Source organism: Candidatus Methylacidiphilales bacterium (genome assembly GCA_025056655.1).
Taxonomy (GTDB): Bacteria; Verrucomicrobiota; Verrucomicrobiia; order Methylacidiphilales; family JANWVL01; genus JANWVL01.
The window spans coordinates 43,014-64,997 of record JANWVL010000045.1 but is presented as its reverse complement, the minus strand read 5'-3'; the positions used below and the strand labels follow the sequence as shown (position 1 = coordinate 64,997).

20 protein-coding genes, 2 tRNA genes and 1 pseudogene are annotated in these 21,984 nt (G+C 51.0%); 14 read left to right on the top strand and 9 right to left on the bottom strand.

Annotated features, from left to right (window positions below):
• Positions 1-169: 169 nt before the first annotated feature.
• The 3 genes from NZM04_02345 to NZM04_02335 all read left to right on the top strand — a co-directional run bounded on the left by NZM04_02345 (position 170) and on the right by NZM04_02335 (position 3,441).
• Positions 170-1,117, top strand: a complete 948-nt coding sequence (locus NZM04_02345; GenBank protein MCS7062881.1) for a uracil-DNA glycosylase — start codon at positions 170-172, stop codon at positions 1,115-1,117.
• Between the two features lie 80 nt (positions 1,118-1,197).
• Positions 1,198-2,340, top strand: a complete 1,143-nt coding sequence (locus tag NZM04_02340) for an FIST C-terminal domain-containing protein (GenBank protein ID MCS7062880.1) — start codon at positions 1,198-1,200, stop codon at positions 2,338-2,340.
• Positions 2,341-2,349: 9 nt separating this feature from the next.
• Positions 2,350-3,441, top strand: coding sequence for an adenylate/guanylate cyclase domain-containing protein (locus NZM04_02335; protein MCS7062879.1), 1,092 nt, complete (start codon positions 2,350-2,352; stop codon positions 3,439-3,441).
• 7 nt (positions 3,442-3,448) lie between these two features.
• Here NZM04_02335 and NZM04_02330 read toward each other — a convergent pair whose 3' ends face one another.
• Positions 3,449-4,087 carry a TVP38/TMEM64 family protein gene (locus NZM04_02330; GenBank protein ID MCS7062878.1) on the bottom strand — a complete coding sequence of 213 codons (639 nt, stop codon included), beginning with the start codon at positions 4,085-4,087 and terminating at the stop codon, positions 3,449-3,451.
• A 128-nt stretch (positions 4,088-4,215) separates the two neighbouring features.
• Between NZM04_02330 and NZM04_02325 the strand changes: the two genes are divergently transcribed.
• Genes NZM04_02325 through NZM04_02305 form a run of 5 tightly spaced genes read left to right on the top strand, consistent with a single transcriptional unit; the run spans position 4,216 to position 7,692 of the window.
• Entirely contained in the window at positions 4,216-4,947 is a 732-nt protein-coding gene (locus NZM04_02325) for an SDR family oxidoreductase (GenBank protein ID MCS7062877.1), read from the top strand.
• 5 nt (positions 4,948-4,952) lie between these two features.
• Complete coding sequence (locus NZM04_02320; protein ID MCS7062876.1) at positions 4,953-5,585, top strand: riboflavin synthase; 633 nt, start codon at positions 4,953-4,955, stop codon at positions 5,583-5,585.
• Complete coding sequence (locus NZM04_02315; protein ID MCS7062875.1) at positions 5,582-6,289, top strand: C4-type zinc ribbon domain-containing protein; 708 nt, start codon at positions 5,582-5,584, stop codon at positions 6,287-6,289. The genes NZM04_02320 and NZM04_02315 overlap by 4 nt, the downstream gene beginning before the upstream one ends.
• 18 nt (positions 6,290-6,307) lie before the next feature.
• Positions 6,308-7,012, top strand: coding sequence for an orotidine-5'-phosphate decarboxylase (pyrF, locus tag NZM04_02310; GenBank protein ID MCS7062874.1), 705 nt, complete (start codon positions 6,308-6,310; stop codon positions 7,010-7,012).
• A gap of 8 nt (positions 7,013-7,020) precedes the next feature.
• Complete coding sequence (locus NZM04_02305) at positions 7,021-7,692, top strand: ABC transporter ATP-binding protein (GenBank protein MCS7062873.1); 672 nt, start codon at positions 7,021-7,023, stop codon at positions 7,690-7,692.
• A 15-nt stretch (positions 7,693-7,707) separates the two neighbouring features.
• Here the strand turns inward: NZM04_02305 and NZM04_02300 are convergent, their stop codons facing one another.
• Both NZM04_02300 and NZM04_02295 read right to left on the bottom strand, forming a co-directional pair.
• Positions 7,708-9,084 (bottom strand): CHASE2 domain-containing protein, encoded by a 1,377-nt coding sequence (locus NZM04_02300; protein MCS7062872.1) that lies wholly within the window; start codon positions 9,082-9,084, stop codon positions 7,708-7,710.
• Positions 9,085-9,093: 9 nt separating this feature from the next.
• The gene (locus NZM04_02295) at positions 9,094-9,822 is read right to left on the bottom strand and encodes an outer membrane lipoprotein-sorting protein (protein MCS7062871.1); all 729 of its coding nucleotides are present in this window, start codon (positions 9,820-9,822) and stop codon (positions 9,094-9,096) included.
• A gap of 103 nt (positions 9,823-9,925) precedes the next feature.
• Between NZM04_02295 and NZM04_02290 the strand changes: the two genes are divergently transcribed.
• Both NZM04_02290 and ilvN read left to right on the top strand, forming a co-directional pair.
• Positions 9,926-11,599 carry a glycosyltransferase family 39 protein gene (locus NZM04_02290; GenBank protein ID MCS7062870.1) on the top strand — a complete coding sequence of 558 codons (1,674 nt, stop codon included), beginning with the start codon at positions 9,926-9,928 and terminating at the stop codon, positions 11,597-11,599.
• A 46-nt stretch (positions 11,600-11,645) separates the two neighbouring features.
• Positions 11,646-12,119, top strand: coding sequence for an acetolactate synthase small subunit (gene ilvN / locus NZM04_02285; protein ID MCS7062869.1), 474 nt, complete (start codon positions 11,646-11,648; stop codon positions 12,117-12,119).
• A gap of 66 nt (positions 12,120-12,185) precedes the next feature.
• Here the strand turns inward: ilvN and NZM04_02280 are convergent, their stop codons facing one another.
• Complete coding sequence (locus NZM04_02280) at positions 12,186-13,499, bottom strand: OmpA family protein (protein MCS7062868.1); 1,314 nt, start codon at positions 13,497-13,499, stop codon at positions 12,186-12,188.
• A 118-nt stretch (positions 13,500-13,617) separates the two neighbouring features.
• Positions 13,618-13,693 (bottom strand) — tRNA-Gly (locus NZM04_02275).
• A gap of 143 nt (positions 13,694-13,836) precedes the next feature.
• Here NZM04_02275 and NZM04_02270 point away from each other — a divergent pair.
• Positions 13,837-14,724 (top strand): hypothetical protein, encoded by an 888-nt coding sequence (locus NZM04_02270; protein MCS7062867.1) that lies wholly within the window; start codon positions 13,837-13,839, stop codon positions 14,722-14,724.
• 38 nt (positions 14,725-14,762) lie between these two features.
• Here the strand turns inward: NZM04_02270 and NZM04_02265 are convergent, their stop codons facing one another.
• The 4 genes from NZM04_02265 to NZM04_02250 all read right to left on the bottom strand — a co-directional run bounded on the left by NZM04_02265 (position 14,763) and on the right by NZM04_02250 (position 19,144).
• Positions 14,763-15,767, bottom strand: a complete 1,005-nt coding sequence (locus tag NZM04_02265) for a deoxyhypusine synthase family protein (protein MCS7062866.1) — start codon at positions 15,765-15,767, stop codon at positions 14,763-14,765.
• 12 nt (positions 15,768-15,779) lie between these two features.
• Positions 15,780-17,294, bottom strand: coding sequence for a LysM peptidoglycan-binding domain-containing protein (locus NZM04_02260; GenBank protein ID MCS7062865.1), 1,515 nt, complete (start codon positions 17,292-17,294; stop codon positions 15,780-15,782).
• Positions 17,295-17,355: 61 nt separating this feature from the next.
• Positions 17,356-17,877, bottom strand: coding sequence for a hypothetical protein (locus tag NZM04_02255; GenBank protein ID MCS7062864.1), 522 nt, complete (start codon positions 17,875-17,877; stop codon positions 17,356-17,358).
• Between the two features lie 7 nt (positions 17,878-17,884).
• Positions 17,885-19,144 (bottom strand): adenylate/guanylate cyclase domain-containing protein, encoded by a 1,260-nt coding sequence (locus NZM04_02250; GenBank protein MCS7062863.1) that lies wholly within the window; start codon positions 19,142-19,144, stop codon positions 17,885-17,887.
• 154 nt (positions 19,145-19,298) lie between these two features.
• On the opposite strand from NZM04_02250, the gene NZM04_02245 reads away from it, so the two are divergent.
• From NZM04_02245 to floA, 3 genes and pseudogenes are all read left to right on the top strand, one after another.
• Positions 19,299-19,370: transfer RNA gene (locus NZM04_02245), tRNA-Val, on the top strand.
• Positions 19,371-19,479: 109 nt separating this feature from the next.
• The gene (locus NZM04_02240) at positions 19,480-20,946 is read left to right on the top strand and encodes a serine protease (protein MCS7062862.1); all 1,467 of its coding nucleotides are present in this window, start codon (positions 19,480-19,482) and stop codon (positions 20,944-20,946) included.
• Positions 20,947-20,990: 44 nt separating this feature from the next.
• Positions 20,991-21,977, top strand: a pseudogene (gene floA / locus NZM04_02235) (flotillin-like protein FloA).
• Positions 21,978-21,984 lie beyond the last annotated feature (7 nt).

The window sequence follows — 21,984 nt, the reverse complement described above, 5'->3', positions numbered from 1 at the left end:
CTTCATCCGTACAACTCGGATAAGCATGGTGTAAATAATAGACACGTGTTACTTAAAAAAGCAAGTCGAAAACAACTGCACCTTGGCAGTAAAATACGACCGCTATTTCGACCTTTGATTAGCTGTTGGTTCCTGTATCTTGCCACTCTTGGTTAGTAAATTTATTTCTATGTCACCATTGCTTAAGGAAAGTTTGATAGAATATTTAAAAATTTTAATTGTCCTAGGCCACCGCTCGCTCTCTCTCTCCGCTGCCACTGCAAATCTTTGGGAGAATTATCTAGCTCGCACTCGTTCAGCGCCTACTTCCCATACCCCCTTCCTAGCGGATCATGCCACTACTAAGACGTCCCCAACTCTTTCCACAAATAAACCACAACAATCCCTTCCTTCCCAGACCTCACAGGCATTGAGTTCCATCGCCTCTACAACATCGCCCTTACCAATTATCTCAGAGTTGAGCGCAATACATGTCGAAGGCGAAAGCAAGCATGCACGTCTTACCTCGCTTAAAAGTCTGGTTTCATCATGCACCATCTGCTCGCATCTCGCTGCCTCACGCACCCAGACAGTTTTCGGCGTCGGCAACCCCGAAGCGCGTCTCATGTTTGTCGGTGAAGCCCCAGGAAAAGACGAAGACGAACAAGGCGAACCCTTCGTCGGCGCTGCAGGCCAACTCCTCACCAGAATGATTACCGCCATGGGACTCTCTCGCGACCAAGTTTATATCGCCAACGTTCTCAAATGCCGTCCCGACATGCCTCCGGGAGCCCAAGGCAATCGCAAACCCACCCACGAAGAAATGCGTTGTTGCCTACCTTACCTTCTCACCCAAATCCAAATCATCCAGCCACAGGTCATCGTCGCTCTCGGTGCCACAGCTGTCGAAGGCCTCCTCGGCGAGAAAAAAATATCCATGACCAAAATTCGCGGCACCCTCTTACAATTTCAAGGCATTCCGCTCATCCCCACCTACCATCCTGCCTATCTTCTCTACAACCCCTCCATCGCCGAAAAACGCAAAGTCTGGGAAGACCTCATGCTCGCCATGCAACTCCTCGGCCTACCCATTTCAGATAAACAACGTTCCTACTTCCTCCCACAAACAACCAAATAACGGCACAATAACAATAAATTCACCTTGCCAACCGCTTCGCCTAAAAATAGCATCCATCCAAACGATGTCTCCACAATGCAATGAAAATCGAAATCCGCAAATTCTCCGAAGGTTCATGGGAAAACGTAAAAGGTTCACTTCCTCAATCCACTCAAGCCCAACTCGTGATCGCATTCGGTGACACCGCTCTGCTAAAAGAACCACAGCATCTCGAAGACCTCCGCACCCGCTACCCTCAAGCTCAAATCATCGGATGCTCCACCTCTGGAAATATCGCCGATACCACAGTCGACGAAGGCACAATCGTCGCCACAGCCATTTATTTTGAACACACCCAAACAATCGCCACAGCTCAGCCTATCCCCACCGTCGAACATTCCTCCCAAGTAGGAAAAACTCTAGTCGAAACCCTCCTTCAACACCCCGACCTCCGCCACATCTTCATCCTCGCTGAAGGCCTTCACATCAACGGAAGCCTACTCGTAGAAGGAGCAAACGCCGCACTCGCCGGCCGCCCCATCTCCATCACAGGCGGCCTAGCCGGAGACGGCACACGCTTCTCCGAAACGCTCACCATTTTCAACGGCACCGCTCTCCCACGCCAAGTCGTAGCAATCGGCTTCTACGGCCAACGCATAAAAGTCAACCACGGATGCGTTCACGGCTGGGAAACTTTCGGCGTTAACCGAAAAATCACCAAGTCGATTAAAAATGTCGTCTATGAAATAGATGGCGAACCCGCCCTCAAGCTCTACAAAAGCTACCTCGGCGAAGAACATGCAAAAAACCTCCCTGCTAGCGGCCTTCGCTTTCCCCTCATGATTCATCAAGAAGGAAGCAACGAGCCGCTCATCCGCACCCTTCTTGCCGTAGACGAAACTACACAAAGCCTCACTTTCGCCGGCGATGTTCCTGAAGGCAACGTCGCCGTCCTGATGAAAACAAATATCGACGGCTTGATCGAAGCAGCCGGAGAAGCAGCTCGACAAGCCAATTTACAAACCACCCAAGACGCATTAGCCATAGCTATCAGTTGTGTCGGACGCAGACTCGTTCTCACCAAGCTCGTTGAGGAAGAAATCTGCGCCGTGCAAGACACCCTCGGAGATCAATTCTACCTCACCGGCTTTTATTCCTACGGTGAGCTAGCTCCCAACATGACTCAAGGCATGTGCAACCTCCACAACCAGACCATGACCCTTACCACTTTCAGCGAAGAGTAAGCCTCCTCTATGCATCGCCTGCTAAAAAGGCAGATCACCAAAATCCTCAAAAAAAATCCTGAAGAACTCCCCCCAGAATATCAGCGCCTCTTTCAAGACATTAGCGAAGCTTATCAAAACTACGATAATGAACAACGACTCCTCGAACGCGTCCAATCCCTCAACGCAGAAGAAATAAACCGCCACAAAGAACGCGAACGCGAGCTAGCCATTGCACACTCAAAACTCGCACTACTAGAATCCTTCACACGCTTCGTTCCGAAAGAATTCCTCCATTTCCTCTCCAAAAAAGATATCCAAGACATTGCCCTAGGCGATGCCGTGCAGAGTGAGATGACCATCCTCTTCACCGACATCCGAAGCTTTACCTCACTCTCCGAAAAAATGAGCGTCGAGGACAACTTCAAATTCCTCAACGCCTACCTCAGCCGCATGGGACCGATCATTACCCAACACCACGGATTCATCGACAAATTTATTGGCGACGCCATCATGGCACTCTTTCCCCCTGGAGCCGCACAAAACGCCGTTCGCGCCGCCATCTCCATGCGCCAAGCCCTTCAGAAATACAACTCAAGTCGTCTTCAAAAAGGATACCTTCCCATCGACACCGGCATCGGCATCAATACCGGCCTGGTCATGCTCGGCACACTCGGCTCCCAAGAACGCCTTAGCACCACCGTCATCGGTGATGCAGTTAACCTCGCCGCCCGTCTTGAATCGCTCACTAAATCCGTCGGCTCAAATATCATCATCACAGAATTTCTCTTCAACCAACTCCCCAACCCCGATGAATTCTGCCTTCGGCGAGTCGGTGTCGTCAAAGTCCTCGGCAAAGAGCAACCCGTGAACATCTACGAAGTCTTCGATGCCGATCCTCCCGAAAGTCTGGAAGGTAAGAAAAACAACCGCCCCCTCTTCGAAGAAGCACTCAACTACTACCTCGCCACCGACTACACCAAAGCAAGAGAAACTTTTGCTCGCTGCGTTGAAGCCTGCCCACAAGATCTCGTCGCCGCTAAATACATCGATCGCTGCACCAAAATCCTAGGCCTTCTCTCTGCCGCAGCACAAGAAATCGCACTCACCCAGCAAAAGTAATCCACCTCTACCCCTTCCCGACCCTCATTTTAAGCGCATCCCGAGCAATATGCGCAATCCGCCACGTCACCACCATAGCCGCCAACAACCCCACCCCGTGCAACCACCCCACTGCCGCGCCTCCCTTCCCCTGGCTCAGATTCACATTCAACAGCTCACCCATAACGCTTCCCAGATACACATACACCACTATCGAAGGCAACGCACCTAATCCACTCGCTATTGCAAACGGAAGCACCTTAAGCTTCGTCAATCCCAATCCATAATTCATCACACTTGAAGGCAAGATAGGCGAAAGCCGCGCCAAAAATACGATCCACACCCCCTCCCTCTCGATCCCCTCTATTAAACCTTGGAAACGCACATCTCGTCCACACATCCTCTCCACCCAAGGCCGCACACCGTATCTCCCCATCCACAAAGTAGCGATAGAGCCACTCACAGAGCATATCAAAATCAACGCCACGCCTCCCACCACCCCATAGATCGCCCCTGCTGCCACTGTCCACAGAGATCCCGGCAACCACAAAATACAACTTACCACAAATAAAACCCAAAACACCAGCCACCCCACCCACCCCATCCCCTCAATCCAAACCAATAACTCCAAAGTCCATTCTCGCCAGCGTTCAATCCAGATACCCATATTCCCCCATCATGCCACACCCCACAACGTTCAGCAATTTCCCTCGCTCCCCCAAGCACGACCCCCGCCCATAGAATTGCTTTGACATCACAAGCCCCCATCAACCAGCATCCCCCTTGCACCGGGGTATGACTAAAAAAATTATCTTGATAACAGGGGCCGCCAAAGGCCTCGGCGCCGCACTCGCCCGACACCTTGCCAATTCAGGTTATCTCGTAGCCGTTCACTACCGCACAAGCCGACACGAAGCCTCTGCCCTCATCCGACAAATCCAATCCACCGGCGGACTAGCCCAAGCCTTTCAAGCCGATCTTTCTATCCAACGCGAAGCCGAAGCCCTCCTACACTCAATCCACAATACTTTCGGAGACGAAGCTTCCCTCTTCGCCCTCATCAACAACGCCGGCACCTACCACGACAAAAACCTCTACAACCTCACCGAAACAGAATGGCTAAGCGGCCTACATAGCACCGCCACAGCCACATTTCACACCATTCGCGCCGCGCTCCCCTATCTCAGAAAAACGGAACGCGCCCGCATCATCAACATCGGCGACTCCGGCTGCGATCGCCCCACCGCCCGCGACCTCGCCATCAGCTATCATATCGGAAAAGTCGGCGTCTACATGTTGACGCGCTCATTCGCCCGCACCGAAGCTCGATACGGCATCACCGTCAATCTCATCTCCCCCGGCTGGCTCGAAAACAGCATCAATCTTCCCCCTCCCTCCACCATCCCCGCCGGCCGCTACGGCACATTTCAAGACGTAGCCTCTGCCGTAGATTTCCTCCTCTCCCCCACCAGTCAATACCTCACAGGCTCTAACCTAATCCTAAGCGGCGGTTGGAACCTCAGATAGCCGTTATGTTCACCGGCCTTATCACCCACACCACACGCCTCCACCATCGAGAAACACAAAACGGCCACACCCGACTCCACCTTGAGCCATTGGAGATCACACCACCTCCTCAGATCGGAGAAAGCATCGCCGTAGATGGCTGTTGCCTCACCCTTGTCGCTTGTGAACCTCACTGGCAGTTTGACCTCCTCGAGGAGACCCTCCGCTGCACGCGCTTTGCACACATCGCAAAAGGAGCGCTCGTCAATATCGAACGCCCCCTTCGCGTGGGCGATTTCCTCGGAGGCCATTTCCTCACCGGTCACATCGATCGCGCAGCAAAAGTTCTAACCTGGGAACCGAGCCCTCAAGTCGGAAGCGATCCGTCCCGTGTAAATTACCACCTCGAAATCGAAATCCTTCCTCATGAGCAGCCTTTGTTGGTCGAAAAAGGCTCCATAGCGATCAACGGCATCAGCCTCACCATCGCCTCCGTCCACACGCACTCAATCTCGATCTACATCATCCCCCATACCCGCCATACAACAAACCTTCGAGAATACACCGCTGGCCAATACGTCAACGTCGAGTTCGATCTCCTCGCCAAGCTCGTCCGAAAAAACCTAAACTCGCACCTCAACCTCTCCCCCTTGCCATGATCCACCCCCAAATCAAACTGTTACTCATTTTGCAGGAGCACGACCTAGCCATTCTCCGCCTTGAAAAGGAACTCCACCGCCTGCCCGCTGAAGAAGCCGCAATAGAAACACGTCTTAAACAACAAACCCAGACTCTAGAAAAACTGCGCTCCGACCTGCGCTCCAAAGAATCTGAATGCAGACAGATCGAACTCGAAGTTCGCTCCCTACAACAACAAATTCAACGCTACCAAATTCAGCAACTCCAAACCCGAAACAATGCCGAATACCAAGCCTTGACCCATGAAATTGAGCACGCCCAGAAAAAAATCGCTGAGCTTGAAGATAAAGAACTCGAGCTCCTAGAGGCAATCGAGCAGTGCAAACAAGCCGTCCGAGAAGAAAAACAGCGCGTGATAACCTACGAAAAGGAGGCCGAACTCGCGCGGCAAAATTTCCAAAAAAAGATGGCCAACGCCCAAAACATGCTCGAAAAAGAAAAAGAACTGCGCAACCAATCAGAAAGCGCAGTAAACGCAGATGTCCTCGCCTTATATCGCCGCATACTACAAAGCAAAAAAGACATCGCAGTCGTCCCCCTACGCCATCAGACATGCTCCGGATGCCACATGAAAGTAGTCCCTCAGACGGCCATCGATGTGCGCGCTGCGAAAAAGCTCGTCACCTGTGAGAATTGCGGGCGACTCCTCTTTGATCCCGAGTAACCTAAGGCTTCATCACCCATGCAGGCTCTATCGCCAGAAAAAATCATCGTGGCACTCGACACATCAACACCTTTACAAGCAGCCTTCTGGCTCGATGCACTCGTTCCTCCCTTAACTCACGCAAAAATCGGGCTAGAACTCTTCACTGCCTGTGGGCCATCAATCTTCGATCGACTCGCGCGCCCCAACCTACACTTCTTTCTCGACCTCAAACTCCATGACATCCCGACTACGGTAGCACGCACAATTCAGACCCTCGCACAACACCCGATCAAATTCTTAACCCTCCACGCCTCAGGCGGACTATCCATGCTCCAAGCCGCTAAAGAAGCAACAGCCGGCACATCCATACGACTCCTTGCTGTGACAGTCTTAACAAGCATAGACGAAGCGACATGCCAGCAGATCTACCCAGGAACCAGCACCACACAAGATCAGGTGTTACGTTTAGCCGAGCTCGCCCAAAAAGCCGGCTTAGACGGACTAGTATGTTCACCACTCGAAATCCAAGCTTTGCGGGCCAGATTTGATCGGACGTTTATCCTAGTAACGCCAGGCATTCGCGCTTCAGCTCACGAAAAATCGACCATCGATGATCAAAGCCGCACTATGCCAGCACGAAAAGCGCTCGAGGCAGGCGCTGATTACCTCGTAGTCGGCCGACCACTCACCCGAGCAGAATCACCCCGCGATGCGCTTGCGAAGATGCTCCAGGAGCCCTAGCATAGGCTATGCTCCGCGTTCAAAACGTCCATAAAAACTATGGCACTCCTCAAAATCCAGTGCCAGCACTGCGCGGAGTAAGTTTCGAGCTAGCCGAAGGAGAGTTTTGCTCGATTGTAGGCCCGAGCGGCTCAGGAAAATCTACCTTGCTGCATTGCATTGGAGGACTAGAGACATTTGATCTCGGAGAAATTTATTGCGGTGACTATGCGCTGCACGATATTTCCGAATCACGTCTGACGCGTTATCGCCGCAGCCAAGTAGGATTTATATTTCAATTTTTTCATCTCATCCCGACGTTGACTGTGCTCGAAAATATCGAGCTTCCGGCACGTCTCAATCGAATGCGGGGCTCAACCGTTCGTAAACGAGCCCAAGCACTGCTTGAAGAAGTGGGCATTGCAAACCGAAAATACCACAAGCCTCATCAACTTTCCGGTGGCGAACAGCAGCGAGCCGCTATTGCTCGCGCACTGATCCACTCACCACCACTCGTTTTGGCCGATGAACCAACGGGCAACCTCGATTCGGCCTCAGGTCAACAAGTTCTGGATTTACTCCTAAGACTTCAAAAGGCTCACAAGCTCACGTTGCTAATGGTGACGCACAATCCAGCCACAGCGTCGTTGGCTCAGCGTCGAATAAAGATTACAGACGGGATTGCGCAAGAAATACGCTAGCTCACATGCAGTCGATTACCGCGAGACCCGCAAAGTATCGTGCCGCTGAAATTCTCGCTCCACACGAGCTTGAGCTGGAGCCGGGAGTTGAGCAATAGCGCGTGTCGGGACGGTAGAAAACTCAAGTAACAACTTTGGACTCGGCTCATCTTCGAATTGCCAGAGGCGCGCAGCAAGACCCATAGCCACCAGGCCGACAAGTAAGACCCCAAAAGCCACCAAGGGAAAAGCAAGATTTAGCCACTGATACAGCAGCATGTGAAGCTCGCCCCAGACTAGGCCGACTACAAGTAGTAAAGCCATTCCCGGGCTCATTCCCCACTCTACAAAAATGCGGCTAAAAAAGATGCTGAAAGCGATAAAACACAAAAAAATCAACACCGGATGCCAAAATCGGGTGAAATTATTATCCAAAATCATTTTTACAGCTTGCATGTGTATCTCGACCGGAGGACGTAGTCCGACAACGGTCAAGATCGGACGGCTGACCGAACGATCCGTGCAACTGATCCATATCTGACGTTTTCGCAGAAGGTTGAGATCGATTGAGGGTTGAGTGCCTCGCTCGGCTTGATCTGCCATCACCAAAAAATCATCAAAATTGATCGTCAAGAAGCGCTCTTGTTTTGGATAAAAGCGCAAACGCATGCAACCCTCTTTATCAATCGGAATAGTCCGTAGGACTTTTCCGTTTGAATGAACCAGCTCGATATGCTGAGCGAGCACGACGCGCGTCAAATTAGGATCAGCGCCGATCTTAATCGCTGCTGCTTGTAAAGCCAGCGAAGGAGTGATTGTGCCATCAACGTTAAAGATCAAAGGGATACGGCGCAAAGGCTGATTTACGGATGGCAGGATATTTCGCGGGCCAGCCTGTGAGTCTCGGATGAGATGAGTAAGAGGCCAAAGTAAGGAACCAAAAGTAGGCAGTGCAGCTCGTTCGCCTTTGACATTGATTGAAGTAAGCCCCTCAGGCAACGGATCGGGATCAGGGCTCCGAAGCACAGCGCCTGCAAATACGCGCTTAGGAATGCGATGAACGTAGCTCAGGAAGGTGTCGTCGAAGGCACTAGAGCGTGCGTCATCATCGTTGAACAACACTTCAAAAACAATACTGTGGGGTGCACGATCAATGAGGGCGCGAGTCATCAAGGCATATTCAAATCGCGGCCAAGGCCACGGCCGGTCAGTTGAGACCTGCTCGATGGCGATCAGCGCCAGATCTCGATCCGGGTAGGGTGTGGCGTTGTGCAATGTCTGGCCCCAGTCTAGCACGACGTCCTCAAAGGTATCGAATATTCCCGCGACAGAGGCGGTAGAGATCAATAGTGCCCAAATCACACCCAACGTAGAGGCAAGTTGAAGGCGGCGTTCAAATGGATTTAAGCCCATAACTGGCGTTTATCCCGTTTCTGCGGGCTTTACATCCCAAAACTCGATGTAGGTTCGAGAAGCGGATAGATCTCGTCCTGGTATCATGGAAGAAATTTGGAGTTCTTTTATAACTACGACGTTTCCCAGGCGTATTACTCCATTAACTTCGAGGCGTTTTATCACTTGCCCTTTGTCATTCAAGGCATCGGCTCGTAAGAGGGCAAAAGATGCGGCCTCGACCCAATAGCGAATTCGAGAGTAACTGCTTTTTTCACCTGGGGGTGCAGAGGCTTCGTATTTGAGTGCGGGCACGGTCTTGATCGTATCGGGGCCGAGAGCGACGGTCTGGCTCCAATGTATGAAATTTAGCGTGAGATCTTCATAGGTGGCGTCGGAATTGAGGATGCGGTCAAGGTATTGCTCTTTCTCTAAAGTCTTCCAAGGCGCATCGGCAGCTTGTTTTACGAAGAGTTTGTTGCCTTTTTTTGTGAATTCGACGCGAAAAAACAGGTTATGTTTTGGAAAGCGATAAGTGAGTTGATTATCACGCGTGACTAAGATCAAGGGGTGACTGTCTTGTGCCGTTTTCATTCGGCCTGTTAATACGAGCGGTTCCAGTTGAAAGTGGTGGAGTATCCGATCGGAGATCTTGGTCTGATGATTGTGGGTGATGGGGCTGCCATTCAGCGAGGTAGATCCAAGAATTAGAGCCAATATGCACGCTGCTGCGCGGTTTTTCGATGGGCTTGAGTTCATGGTTGGAATATAGTGTTTCAACGCGAATACATCAAAGAAAGAAACTTGTCGCGGGTATGGGCTCGTTCATAATCCTTGTTTTTGAAAGCACACCTCCCTTTTCATGATTCCAGAGACTATCATGCCTCGCACCTACCGCAAACGGGTGACACTTCTTCTTTTTGCAGCGTTGTTTTTTCGATTTTGGCTTGGGCAGACGTTTGAATTGAGTGAGGCCGAGGCATATGCGTGGCTGAAGGGCAAAAATTGGGATTGGGGATATTGGGATCAGGGTGCGGGTGTGCCATGGCTTGCGGCCATTGGTAGTGCACTTTTTGGGGATACAGAGCTTGGGCTGCGATGCATTACTGCAGCTTTGTATGCCTCTATGGGGTTTATCCTCTTCCTCACTGCTCGGCTGTGGTATAACCCACAAAACGCTTTCTATTGTGTCCTTCTCTACCTTATCACGCCTCTATATGCGTGGAAGACCATCCTTCTGAATGAGGCTTCGGTTTCTTTGGCGTTAATGGCTTTAGCGCTCTATGGTATTGCTTTCCTTTTGCATATTCCGACTTGGCGTGGAGCAATTCTGGCTGGGCTTGCCTGTGCAGGGGGGATCATGGTCGCTTGGTCTAACCTGACGTGGATATTGGGGCTTGGCTTGTATTATTGGGTGAATCGTCGTTCTGATCGGCCGATTCCGCGGAGGCGTATGCTTTTGACGGCTGCCATAACGCTGGTGGGGTTTCTTCCAGCGTTGGTCTGGCATTATCAGATGGGGCTTTTTAAGGAGCGGACGCTATTTTTCATTGAGATAGCTACTCGGCTTCATACTCAGTTTGAGTTAAGCCGATTGGTTGAGTTTTTCATTCGGCAATTTTGGCTTCTGGGGCCGGCGCTTAGCATGGCATTGATCTTGGCCATCGTTTTTATTCGGCGAGCGCATACAACACAGCATATAACAACTCTTCTGCTTTGTTTTAGCCTGCCGGGCTTTCTTTTGGCGATCTTCCGCTATGCGCTTGGCAACCCGCATCCGTATTGGGAGATGGTTTTTTATTATCCGACGATGATTGTGGCGGTGAGCGTCTGGGCGCATCTTACGCAAGGCAATCGGGTCTGGCGTTTTGTTCTGCTTGCGGTGCTTGTTGCGACGGCTTTTCAAAGTCTTTATGGGATAGTGGGACGTAAAGAGAATATCTTTGGGCCTATCGAAAGACGCTGTGTGGAGGTGCAGTCTTGGCAGGGTTTTGCGGATCAGATTCAACGGATTAACGAGCATATCGGGGCAACGTTTATCATCACGGATGATGCTTATGTGGCGGCCTCGCTGACGTTTTATCTTCGGGATGCTACGACGACTTATCTCACTCCAGAGCGTGCTCGGGAAAATCAATATCAGTTTTGGCCGAGTTTTGATGATCACGTTAATTACGATGCACTTTTAATTTTTACGCGGGATACGGGGCCATCTCCTGATCTTGCAGCACAATTTCGTTCTGTGGAGCCGCTGCCTCTCGAGGACGTTCCTGACACTTTTCCTCATACATGGCGTTATTTCATAGGTCGGGGTTTTAGCCAGACTGCGTATGCAGCAGATGAGGAGCGGGATACTTCTTCTAGGAAGAAGCATCGGCCTCATCCTAGCCATGATGAGCCTTTGCCGGCGGAATTTACGCCTGCTCCACCAGATAAGCCGCTAGATGATTTGCCTCCTCTTCTTCATGCGCCGGAGTCCTCGGGAGCTGCTACGTCCCGACAGTCGGAGTCGTTTAAGACAAGGAAAAAGGAGTGAAAGCGATGCATTGCCACAAGGTAGAAGGCTGCTAAGAGATTGGATTATGCGTCATACGATTTCAGTTCTTGTTGAGAATCGCTTTGGAGTGCTTACACGTGTCGCTGGGCTGTTTAGTGGTCGCGGTTACAATATCGATAGCCTGAATGTTGCGCCAATCCACGATGAGAAGACGTCACGTATGACAATCGTGGTGAGAGGCGATGATAAGACGCTGGATCAGGTGGTGTTGCAACTTAAGAAATTGATAGATGTGATCGAGGTGCACGATTTTCGCGAGGGGGATTCGATTGATCGGGAGCTGGTGTTGATCAAGGTGAAGACGCCGGCTGAACTGCGGGCAGAGGTGATTGAGTTTGCAAACATTTTTCGGGCTAAGATTGTGGATGTGCAGCTCGATTCGCTCACGATAGAAATTACGGGGGATGAGGCGAAAGTTAATAAGTTCATTACGTTAATGGAGCCATTTGGGATCCTCGACTTATCGCGAACGGGGAAGATTGCGCTTCCGAGGGCTTAGGGATTTTTCTACATTTGCGCAGCCTGAAAGGGGCGGTCTGAGCGTTTCTATGCTGGCGGGCAAACCTTAAGGCTTGTTGGCAGGAGCGGGGGTTGCGTTCTCGGCATCCTCGGGAATGGGTGTGCCGACGGGGATTGCGGGGGCAGTAGGGATGCTGTTGTCGGAAGTGGGAGGCGTAGTGGCGGGTGTGATGAGGGAGTGGGTGGGTGGTAGGGGGGGATTGGGCGGGTTGGTCGGGTTTGGGGTTGTGATAGTGGGAATGAGGGAAGGTTGGGCTTGGCTGGGTGTCTTGGGGAGTTCTGCGTAGATGAGGATTTCGACGCGGCGATTGGGTTCTTGTTGTTGTTGGCTTCCGCGGGGGTTGACTTTGGGTTGGGTCTTGCCGAATCCTTTAGTGCGGAATTTGTAATTGGGATTGCGAAGGGCGTTGCGGAGCCAGCTGGCGACGGTGTCGGCGCGGAGTTGGGATAGGGTCATGTTGTATTCGTCCGTGCCGAAAGTATCTGTATGGCCATGAATATCCACTAAAGCATTGGGGAAGCGGAGGAGGATTTCTCTGGCTTTTTCGAGAATGGGGATGGCACTGGGGCGGAGCTCGGCTGAGTTGAAGTCAAAGAGGATGTCGCTGGGAAGCGTCATGGTAACGGGCTCGGCGTAGCCTGGAGGAACGCTGGATTGGGTGGAAAGGCTAGAGCGGATTTCATCGAAGCCTGGGATTGTCGAGGTGCCTACACCGGAATTTAAGCCTGTGCCGGATGGACCGAGTAAGGCGCGGTTTGTATCATCTCCGAGGGCGCGAGCGATGGCGGCTAGAGTTTCGTCTCCTTCTTGAGTAATCCCTGCGCGTGCGCTCGTGAGGGCTTCGCGGATGGCTTCCGAGGAGGGGATGAAGGGGCTTGATTCAAGAGGGGTAGGAGCTGAAGGTAGTGAAGCGATGACATCTTGGCTGATGGAGACTTCTGGGATGGAGTAGCGAGGTTGATTAATCGAAATGTTTGTTTCGACAGGGATTTTGGGCGTAGAAAGCTGAGGTGGGGCTTGAAGAATGCGTCCTACATTCGATTGAGTGGGGGTCTCGGAGGGGATACCTGGGGTGTCGTTTTTGGGTTGTAACGGAGGGGGAGGAGGTATTTCTCTACGTTGGACTATGATGGGGCGCTCTGGACGGTCGTAGTCATCGATAGTCTGTATGGAATGGATTTGAGTAACGATTAGAAAGACCACTGCTAGGGCGTGGAAAAGGATCGAGAATAAAATGGCAATTATTGAATAACGGCGAATTTGTCTATCGAGCTCGCTGATATGTGGGTTATCGAAGTCATAGATATCCATCGACAGGGGCATTCTCGGTCGCGGGACTATGGCTGTGGATTCACTCATGGATAAAGCTAAGATAGCGGCTTTTGGATTTGCTGTAAAATAAAACGCAGCAGGTAAAATGCACCAGGAATTATGTCCTGATGATGTGTTTTTCGTGTATTAGAGTGCTCGCTGGGAATGGAGCGGGTGACGAGACTCGAACTCGCGACATCAACCTTGGCAAGGTTGCACTCTACCAGCTGAGTTACACCCGCGCTGTGTGATTAATGAGATTAGTATAGATATGCGACGAGTATGTTTGTCAATAGTTTTGTCAATGTTCCGTTCTAGCCGCAACTCATGAAGAGTAATTGGCAGGATGCTTGCTGGGGTGGGGGTTCCGTGGTAGGGTAATGGAATGGCTGAAACCTCTGTGATTGAAGACCGGCTCGGACAAGTCTTTGAAAAAAGACAAGCAGAGGTGCTTTCACAGGTGGTTGGGGAGATAGCCAGTAATCTGGTGGCTCGTGAAGATTTCTCTGAGTTGAAACAAATCGTTCACAGCCTCGGCATCACGATTGAACAGATCGGAAAGTTTCAGGCAGAGACTAACCAGCGATTTGATCGACTTGTAAAATTTCAAGAGGAGACAGAGCTGCGGTTTAAGGTGCTGGCCGAGGCGCAGGCGAGGACTGAGGCGCGGGTCAATGAGTTGGCGGAGAGTATATCGCGGTTGGAGAAGGCACAGGAGCGGACAGAGCAGCGGCTAAATGAGTTGGCTGAGGCACAGGCGAGGACAGAGGCGCGGGTCAATGAGTTGGCGGAGAGTATATTGCGGTTGGAGAAGGCACAGGAGCGGACAGAGCAGCGGCTAAATGAATTGGCTGAGGCACAGGCGAGGACGGATAAGTCTATCGGTGCGTTGACAGAGGCATTAGGGGCTAATCTCGAAGATTTGGCGATTGATATTGTGCCGGAGCTGCTTGAAAAGCATTGGCATATGAAGATCAGCAGCTCAGGTCCTGAAGAAATTAAGACAAACGGCCACGTTTATCCTTTTGATTTTGTGATCCGTGGTCACGTCAAAGGTCAACCAGTGACCGTTCTGGGAGAAGCGAAAAGTAATCTGACTGAAAAAGAGGTGGTTAGATTTCTTAAGATTGTAGATCGTGTCAAAAAGGGAATTAAGGGCAAGGTGAAGGCGCTGTTTTTTGGTTTTAGAGCGCTAAGCGCAGCGAGAGAAAAAATTGAAAGGAGTGGTGCAGCCATGGTCTTTAGCCGAGGGGTAATGATCGGTAAGTTTTAATAATCTTTTTGCAAGCTCCATTTTCCGTCGGGCTTGTTTTACCAGCCAAGGACTAGGGCAAATATCAGGGGCGCAACGATTGTTGCGTCAGATTCTATGATGTGCTTAGGGGTGTGGACGGATAGCTTACCCCATGTGATCTTTTCGTTTGGGACAGCTCCGGAATAGGAGCCGTATGAGGTGGTCGAGTCACTGATTTGGCAGAAGTAACCCCAGAGGGGGATGCCTGTGCGGCCTAGGTCTTGGTGAAGCATGGGGACGACGCAAATTGGGAAATCACCCGCGATTCCGCCGCCGATTTGGAAAAAGCCGATGTTGCCGACATCTGGGTTGTCGGGGTGTAAGGGGTGAGCGTGGGTGGTATACCAATCTGCGAGTGCGATCATGTATTCGATGCCTGTGCGGATGGTGTGGACGTTGCGGATATTGCCGCTGATGACGTGTGCGGCATACATGTTACCTAGGGTCGAGTCTTCCCAGCCGGGGACAAAGAGAGGCAGGTTTTTCTGCGCGGCTGCATGGACCCATGAGTCTTTGGGGTCGATCTGGTAATGTTTTTCGAGAACTCCGGAGAGGAGGATGCGGTAAAAAAACTCGTGGGGAAAGAAGCGCTCTCCGGCTTGGTCTGCTCGTTGCCATTCTTCGAGCATGGCAGTTTCGATGCGACGCATTGCTTCTATTTCTGGGATGCAGGTGTCGGTGACGCGGTTAAGGTGTTGTTCGAGGAGGGTTTGTTCATCTTGGGGGGTTAAATCTCGATAGTGGGGAATTCTTTTGTAATGGTGATGGGCGACTAGGTTGAAGACGTCTTCTTCAAGATTAGCGCCGGTGCAGCAGATAGCGTGAACTTTATTTTGTCGGATCATTTCGGCTAAGGAGAGGCCAAGCTCTGCTGTGGACATTGCTCCTGCGAGGGTGAGGAACATCATTCCTCCTTGATCCAGGTGGTGGATGTAAGAGATGGCGGCTTCTTTGAGGGCGGCTGCGTTGAAGTGTCGGAAGTGATGTTGGATGAACTGAGTGATAGATGCAGAAGTAGGCATGACGGTTAGGTTTTATTGAAGGAGGTCACGCATTTCTTCTGTTTGGTGGGCAAAGGTTTGGCGGTCAAGGTTGTCTACAGGGCGTCCGATCGCTACGAAGCGACCGTGACGATAACGGGAAGAGCCGATGGGGCGGTAACCACCGAAGTTCATTTCTGGGCGAAACACGTAGATGTTGGGGCCACCGCGACGGGTGGAGGTGCCGCTAGAGTTTGAGGCGGCCATGAGGTAGCGTCCTTTTTCGTCTTTGCCAAGGTAGATGGCTACATGTGTTATCGGGGGCCAGCGGACGGGGCGGTAGGTGTGTTCCCAAAAGAGGAGGTCACCGGGGCGAAGGTTTTTTTCGAGGAAATCGCGAGAGGGGTTACCGGAGGCGTCTTTGGGGACGATCCAGATGCGTCCGCGGTTGCGCAAGCTGAGGAATTGATCTGAGGCGGTGCGTCCGATATCGACGCCGGCTACGCGTTGGTAGAGCCACCGAGTGGTGTTGGAGCAATCCATGACCCATGGGACGGATTCGCCTGGGGGACGCCAGCGGCCTTTGTATTTTATGCCTTGTGAGGCTATGCGGCGGATTTCGTTTCGGAATTGTTCAGTAGCACGTCCGGGCACGCGGGTGTGGAGGCGGGTGAGGGGAGGGATTGTGGAGACCGTGTTTTTGGAGTTGGGTTTGGAAGAGGAGGTGGTGGGGGGCGGAGTGGTATGGGAGAAGATTAAGGGAGAGCGGAATTTTGAGGAGTGGTTGTGTTTGGGTGAGTGAGTGAGTTTTTTGGTGATTGAAATGGGGGTGGAATCGTCAGTCTTGGAGGAGGTGGCTTGAATTTGCTGTGGGTGATCTTTTTTATGGGTAATTAGAGTTGTAGGAGTAAGGCTGATTTCGTCGTTGAATACTTCATTGTAGTCGAATGTTGGTTCTTCAGCGATTTGGAATTTGCTTTCTTGGGGGTTTAGTTGGATTTGGCTGCGGTTGGCAGAGGCGCTGCGGAGGGGGAGATTTTGGGCTATGTAGGGGGGTGGATCGAGGGAGATGGATCGAGGATTGATCTGGGTGGGGGATGATGGGGATGTGAGGAGAGGCTCTGATGGTGTTTGAGTAGTGTGAGTTCGAGGAACTTTTGTTGGCGAGGCGAAAGATTTTTTAAGGGGGAGGGAGTAGAGGCTAGGGTTTGCTTTGGAAAACTTGGGAGCAGGTGAGGGTATGGAATTTATGACCTTGACAGTCTTGCCTGCGGGGGCGACTGGTGCTGGTTTTTGGGTGATTGTGACGACGCGAGGTTTAGGAAAGATGAGTTTTTGGTTGGGACGGATGAGGTCGGAGTTGAGGCGGTTAAGTTTTTTAACTTCTTCGACTGAGCATCCGCGGGAACGAGCGAGTTGCCAGAGGGTGTCGCCCGGTTTGACTATGTAGGTTTCGTGATTTTTTCCCGCTTGAGTCATTACGGGGCTGATGGAGAGTGCGAAAATAGCGACGATCGTTAGCATTAGGAGTAGCGGAGTGTATGGTGAGGTTTGTCGCATTTGTCGCATACTGATGTGGGGTTGCTCAGGCAGATGTGAATAGTTGGCCGCAGGCTAGCGATTTTGTTTTTTATAGCAAGCCTCTTTGTTGGAAATTTTGTATGTTATGCTGAGTGGAATGGTGGATATAAAATAGGGTGAATTTAATTAGGATGATTTCCCAGCCTTCTTCCAGTCCGGAAAGTAGGGTGTGAAGGGGGTCATCGAGTTTTTGTATCTCGGCTTGAATTTTGGGTAGACATGAATCGATGGGCTCGCGGATTAGTTGGGAATGAGTGTCTGTCTTTTTTATGATAAAACCATATTTAAGGATGATGGATTGGGCAAGGGCTTGTCGGATGGATTGTACGAACTCTTGTGCTTCTGGGCCAAATCCCTGCAATAGTATAGTGGCAAAGTGGTGGGGCGAGAGGATTTGAGGTTTTTCTGCTGTGAGGATACCATCGCGACGATGGGTGAGGTTAGGGTTATCCATGTCGGTGGTCAGAATGGTGTAGTGGAGGAAGGTGTCGCTAAAGGTGGCTATGTTTTTTTTAGGAGGGATGATGATGCGAGCATTTTCGAAGGAGAATTCCCAGGTGTCTGAGTTCATATTCAGTCTAGCTGGATTGAGATGCAGTGTAAATACGCGCTGAGTAGACTTTTAGTGGATGGGTGATTCCTTTGAGCTGAAGTTCGCCGAGGGGTTGAAAAAGTTGGGTAGATTTGGCAGTTCGGATTACCTCTTCTGTAGCGAGGATCTCGCCGGCTTCAGCTTCACCTTGAATTCTAGCTGCAGCATTCACGGTATGTCCTATGAGGGTGTATTTTTTAGAGTTTTGGCCTCCGACTATGCCCTCGAGGACAGGTCCATGGGTGATGCCGATGCCCATTCCGAGTTGATATGGGGCGAGGACGGTGTGGATTTTTCGAGAGAGTTCTAGAGCGCAGTCTATCGCGGCGCTGGGCTTAGTAAAAGAGGTTAAGAAGGCGTCGGCGATGAATTCACACTTAGCACCGCCGAATTCGGCTACGGTATCTTCGATGATGGTGTAACTTTTTTCCAATATCGAGACGACTGTCTCCGTGGGTGTGCGTTCGCAGAAGGATGTGAATCCACGGATGTCTCCCATCATGATTGTTTTCGTGGTGGGCTGCATAGTGTGGGGTAAATCATCGGATTGTTTGATTGCAGAGCGTATGATGTGGGTATCCAAGCTCCATGAGGTAAGATTTTCCAATGTCTGTCCGATGCTTTTTAGGCGTGCGGCACGGTAGGCAACGAGCGTCTGATGTAGGATGAGACTTAGCATGATCGTGAATAATGCAGCGATGAGAAATAGAGAGCCAGTTTCGACTTGTATAGAGTCAAGAGAAGAATGAAGTGAGGAAAAGTGAAGTGTCTCAGAAGGGAGGATGGCAGTATAAAGGGCAAAAACAGTGAGGATACGCAGGCCTTGGGTAGCGAGATTGGCCAGTAGCGTGCGGATTGGAGCATGAGACTGTTGAGCGTATCGGTGTAATATATTTTCCAAGATTAACCAGATTGCCGCAATCCCAATCCAAAGATGTTCGGCAAGGGATATGGGAATTTTTAGGGAAAACAAACCAACGGATAGCGATAGCAGCGGTATCAAGTCGCGTATCCACGTATAAGTGTGTAGCCAGAAAGCTGCTAGAATGATTGGAGCTGTCATGCCGAGACTCAGCAGGAGTGCTAAAATCTGTCGGATTTCGGCTGAAGGCCAAGGTGTCCACCAAAAGCACAACCCAACGAGAGTGAGGGTGGGTAGCGTAATGCGGATGGCGTATTCGGCTATGTTGTAGCGCCAACTTTCATTTAAGACACCGCTGGATGGGGGTTTGGATGCTGAGCTCATTCTGGGCAAAATTCCCAAAGAAGAAATACTGGTTTTTTGATGAACTTAGGATAACTCTGCCAAGACTCCAACTTAATTTTGCGGGGAATTTGATGGGGCAAGAGGAAAAAAGCTTGTTGTTTTTTGGCGTGAGGTGGATAGTTTTGCGGCATTGGGGCAGTTAGCTCAGCGGTAGAGCACCTCGTTTACACCGAGGGGGTCGGGGGTTCAAACCCCTCACTGCCCATGTGGGTGTGGATCATCGTGTGCGTGACTAATGATTGGGTTTTTGCGAATTGTGACCTAAGAAAGTTGTGGCAGGATGAATAAGTTTTTGGCAAGGAAAAATTAAAAATATGAAGTGCTTGTGTTTGCCTCGTCTGTTATTTTCGGCCGGGCTATTCCTACTGTTACTAAACGAATGGATTTGGGCGGCTCCCGCAGAGGGAACCCAAAACCCTGCGAAAGAAGCGGTCTTATACGTTTTACCCATACGCGACGATATCGAACAGACCATGGTCTATAAAGTGCGTCGCGGTGTAAAAGAAGCCATGGAAAACAGAGCTGTCGCGTTGATTATCCACATGGAAACCAACGGAGGACGTCTTGATTCCCTTGAAGAAATTATCAAAGTGTTGGAGCGATTTGCACCGAGGGAGCGATTATATACGTATGTGGACTCGAAGGCATTTTCTGCCGGAGCATTTATAGCCGCGGCGACGCCCAACATCTACATGAGCCCGACAGCAGTCATCGGAGCCGCTACACCAGTGATGATCAGTCCTGGAGGCAATGCTGAAGGGCTTCCAAAGAGCTATGAAGAAAAAATCAGCTCAGCTGTGAGGGCACAGGTTCGTGCCATTGCTGAAAAGAACGGCCACCGCCCAGAGGTTTTTGATGCGATGGTCGATCGGGATCAAGGGCTTATTATCGATGGCAAAGAAATAGTGCCTAAAGGCAAAGTCCTGACCTTGACTGCTACTGAAGCTTGCGAAGTCGTAGGAGGGAGACCCTTACTTGCAAGCGGAGTGGTGGAAAATCTTGATGCAATGATAGCTAAAGTGGCGAAAGATTTGAGCTTGGAAGGGTATCGGGTTGTTACATTTAAGCCCACCGGGTTTGAACAACTCGGTCGCCTAGTCACGATGATGGCGCCAGTGCTGCTCAGTCTGGCGTTTATCCTAGGGTATATTGAGTTTAAAACTCCAGGGTTTGGGATTTTTGGAACACTTGCTGTGATTTGTGCAGTTATCTTTTTCTTTGGCCACATGGTTGCGGGCTTGAGTGGATATGAGCCACTTGTGTTATTTTTCCTGGGGGTCGCATTGATTTTGCTCGAGTTTTTAGTTTTCCCCGGACTCATATTACCAGGGCTAGTCGGAATTGTCTTAGTGGTCGGTGCCGTTATTTACTCTATGGCAGATTTATATCCGAGTCTTGAGGGAATAAGCTGGCCGACAGTGCAGAATTTGCGATTGCCTTTTTACACGCTTTTTCAAGCGTTTGGGTTGACGACGCTGGCAGTGCTACTGATTGCGCGATACTTTCCGAAACGTATATTATTTCAAAATCTAGAACGTGCCACATTCAGCGGAGCGGGCTACGATCAAGGTGCTTCAGAAAAAATAAAGGGCATGGGAGAAAAACAACCCTCGCTTCTTGGCATGACTGGCCAAGCAATCACCCCGCTGCGTCCCGCAGGAGTTGCAGTATTCGACGGGCAACGTAAGGATGTGATCACCCAAGGGGACTTTATTGAAAAAGGATCCTCCGTACGAGTAGTCGCGGTGGAAGGGACGAAGCTTATCGTCACTAAGATTTGATTTTCGCTTGTGGCTAGCTATCTTCCCCCCATCATTTCTAAGCTATGCAAGTAGTCGAACTCATCCTCTTTGGCGGTTTAGCCCTGATTGGGCTGATTTTCATTATTATCCTCTTTAACTTCGCCAACATTTGGATCCGCTCCATCATTTCAGGGGCCCCCGTAGGGCTCCACGAGATAGTCTTCATGCGGTTGCGCGGGATTCCGCCAGCTTTAATCGTAAACAATCGCATTACTGCAGTTCGATCGGGTCTTGACATCAGCGCAGCTCAACTCGAAACGCATTTCCTCGCCGGCGGCAATGTTGAAGCGGTCGTCCGCGCGATGATCGCAGCTGATAAAGCCGGGATTCCTCTCACGTTTAATCGTTGCTGCGCGATTGACCTAGCCACCATAGGCTCAGGTAAGACTGTATTCGAAGCCGTCCGCACATCAGTCAACCCCAAAGTCATAGACTGTCCCAACCCCGCATCTGGGAAAACCAGCATTGATGGCGTGGCCAAAGACGGCATCGGAGTCCGAGCCAAAGCCCGCGTGACCGTCCGTACCAATCTCGACCGTTTCGTCGGCGGTGCCACAGAGGAAACTATCATCGCGCGAGTCGGAGAAGGCATCGTCAGCACCATCGGTTCTGCCGATAGCTACAAGGAAGTGCTAGAGAACCCCGACCGCATCTCTAAAACAGTTCTCGCAAAAGGTCTCGACGCTGGCACAGCTTTCGAAATCCTTTCAATAGACATAGCCGATGTTGACGTCGGAGATAACGTCGGTGCTAAGCTCCAAGCCGAGCAAGCTGAAGCCGACAAGCGCGTGGCTCAAGCTAAAGCTGAAGTTCGCCGTGCAGCAGCCGTAGCGCTCGAGCAAGAAATGAAAGCCCGCGTCCAAGAAATGCGTGCCAAGGTAGTCGAAGCAGAAGCTCAGGTCCCCCTAGCCATCGCAGAAGCCTTCCGAAAAGGCAATCTCGGCCTTATGGACTACTATCGCATAAAGAATATCCAAGCCGATACACAAATGCGTTCCAGCATTGCAGGGGAAGACA

Bases quoted from the DNA above. Each gene is read 5' to 3' on its own strand.
- NZM04_02345 (MCS7062881.1), top strand. From the start codon at position 170: ATGTCACCATTGCTTAAGGAAAGTTTGATAGAATATTTAAAAATTTTA.
- NZM04_02340 (MCS7062880.1), top strand. From the start codon at position 1,198: ATGAAAATCGAAATCCGCAAATTCTCCGAAGGTTCATGGGAAAACGTA.
- NZM04_02335 (MCS7062879.1), top strand. From the start codon at position 2,350: ATGCATCGCCTGCTAAAAAGGCAGATCACCAAAATCCTCAAAAAAAAT.
- NZM04_02330 (MCS7062878.1), bottom strand. From the start codon at position 4,087: ATGGGTATCTGGATTGAACGCTGGCGAGAATGGACTTTGGAGTTATTG.
- NZM04_02325 (MCS7062877.1), top strand. From the start codon at position 4,216: ATGACTAAAAAAATTATCTTGATAACAGGGGCCGCCAAAGGCCTCGGC.
- NZM04_02320 (MCS7062876.1), top strand. From the start codon at position 4,953: ATGTTCACCGGCCTTATCACCCACACCACACGCCTCCACCATCGAGAA.
- NZM04_02315 (MCS7062875.1), top strand. From the start codon at position 5,582: ATGATCCACCCCCAAATCAAACTGTTACTCATTTTGCAGGAGCACGAC.
- pyrF (MCS7062874.1), top strand. From the start codon at position 6,308: ATGCAGGCTCTATCGCCAGAAAAAATCATCGTGGCACTCGACACATCA.
- NZM04_02305 (MCS7062873.1), top strand. From the start codon at position 7,021: ATGCTCCGCGTTCAAAACGTCCATAAAAACTATGGCACTCCTCAAAAT.
- NZM04_02300 (MCS7062872.1), bottom strand. From the start codon at position 9,084: ATGGGCTTAAATCCATTTGAACGCCGCCTTCAACTTGCCTCTACGTTG.
- NZM04_02295 (MCS7062871.1), bottom strand. From the start codon at position 9,822: ATGAACTCAAGCCCATCGAAAAACCGCGCAGCAGCGTGCATATTGGCT.
- NZM04_02290 (MCS7062870.1), top strand. From the start codon at position 9,926: ATGATTCCAGAGACTATCATGCCTCGCACCTACCGCAAACGGGTGACA.
- ilvN (MCS7062869.1), top strand. From the start codon at position 11,646: ATGCGTCATACGATTTCAGTTCTTGTTGAGAATCGCTTTGGAGTGCTT.
- NZM04_02280 (MCS7062868.1), bottom strand. From the start codon at position 13,499: ATGAGTGAATCCACAGCCATAGTCCCGCGACCGAGAATGCCCCTGTCG.
- NZM04_02270 (MCS7062867.1), top strand. From the start codon at position 13,837: ATGGCTGAAACCTCTGTGATTGAAGACCGGCTCGGACAAGTCTTTGAA.
- NZM04_02265 (MCS7062866.1), bottom strand. From the start codon at position 15,767: ATGCCTACTTCTGCATCTATCACTCAGTTCATCCAACATCACTTCCGA.
- NZM04_02260 (MCS7062865.1), bottom strand. From the start codon at position 17,294: ATGCGACAAATGCGACAAACCTCACCATACACTCCGCTACTCCTAATG.
- NZM04_02255 (MCS7062864.1), bottom strand. From the start codon at position 17,877: ATGAACTCAGACACCTGGGAATTCTCCTTCGAAAATGCTCGCATCATC.
- NZM04_02250 (MCS7062863.1), bottom strand. From the start codon at position 19,144: ATGAGCTCAGCATCCAAACCCCCATCCAGCGGTGTCTTAAATGAAAGT.
- NZM04_02240 (MCS7062862.1), top strand. From the start codon at position 19,480: ATGAAGTGCTTGTGTTTGCCTCGTCTGTTATTTTCGGCCGGGCTATTC.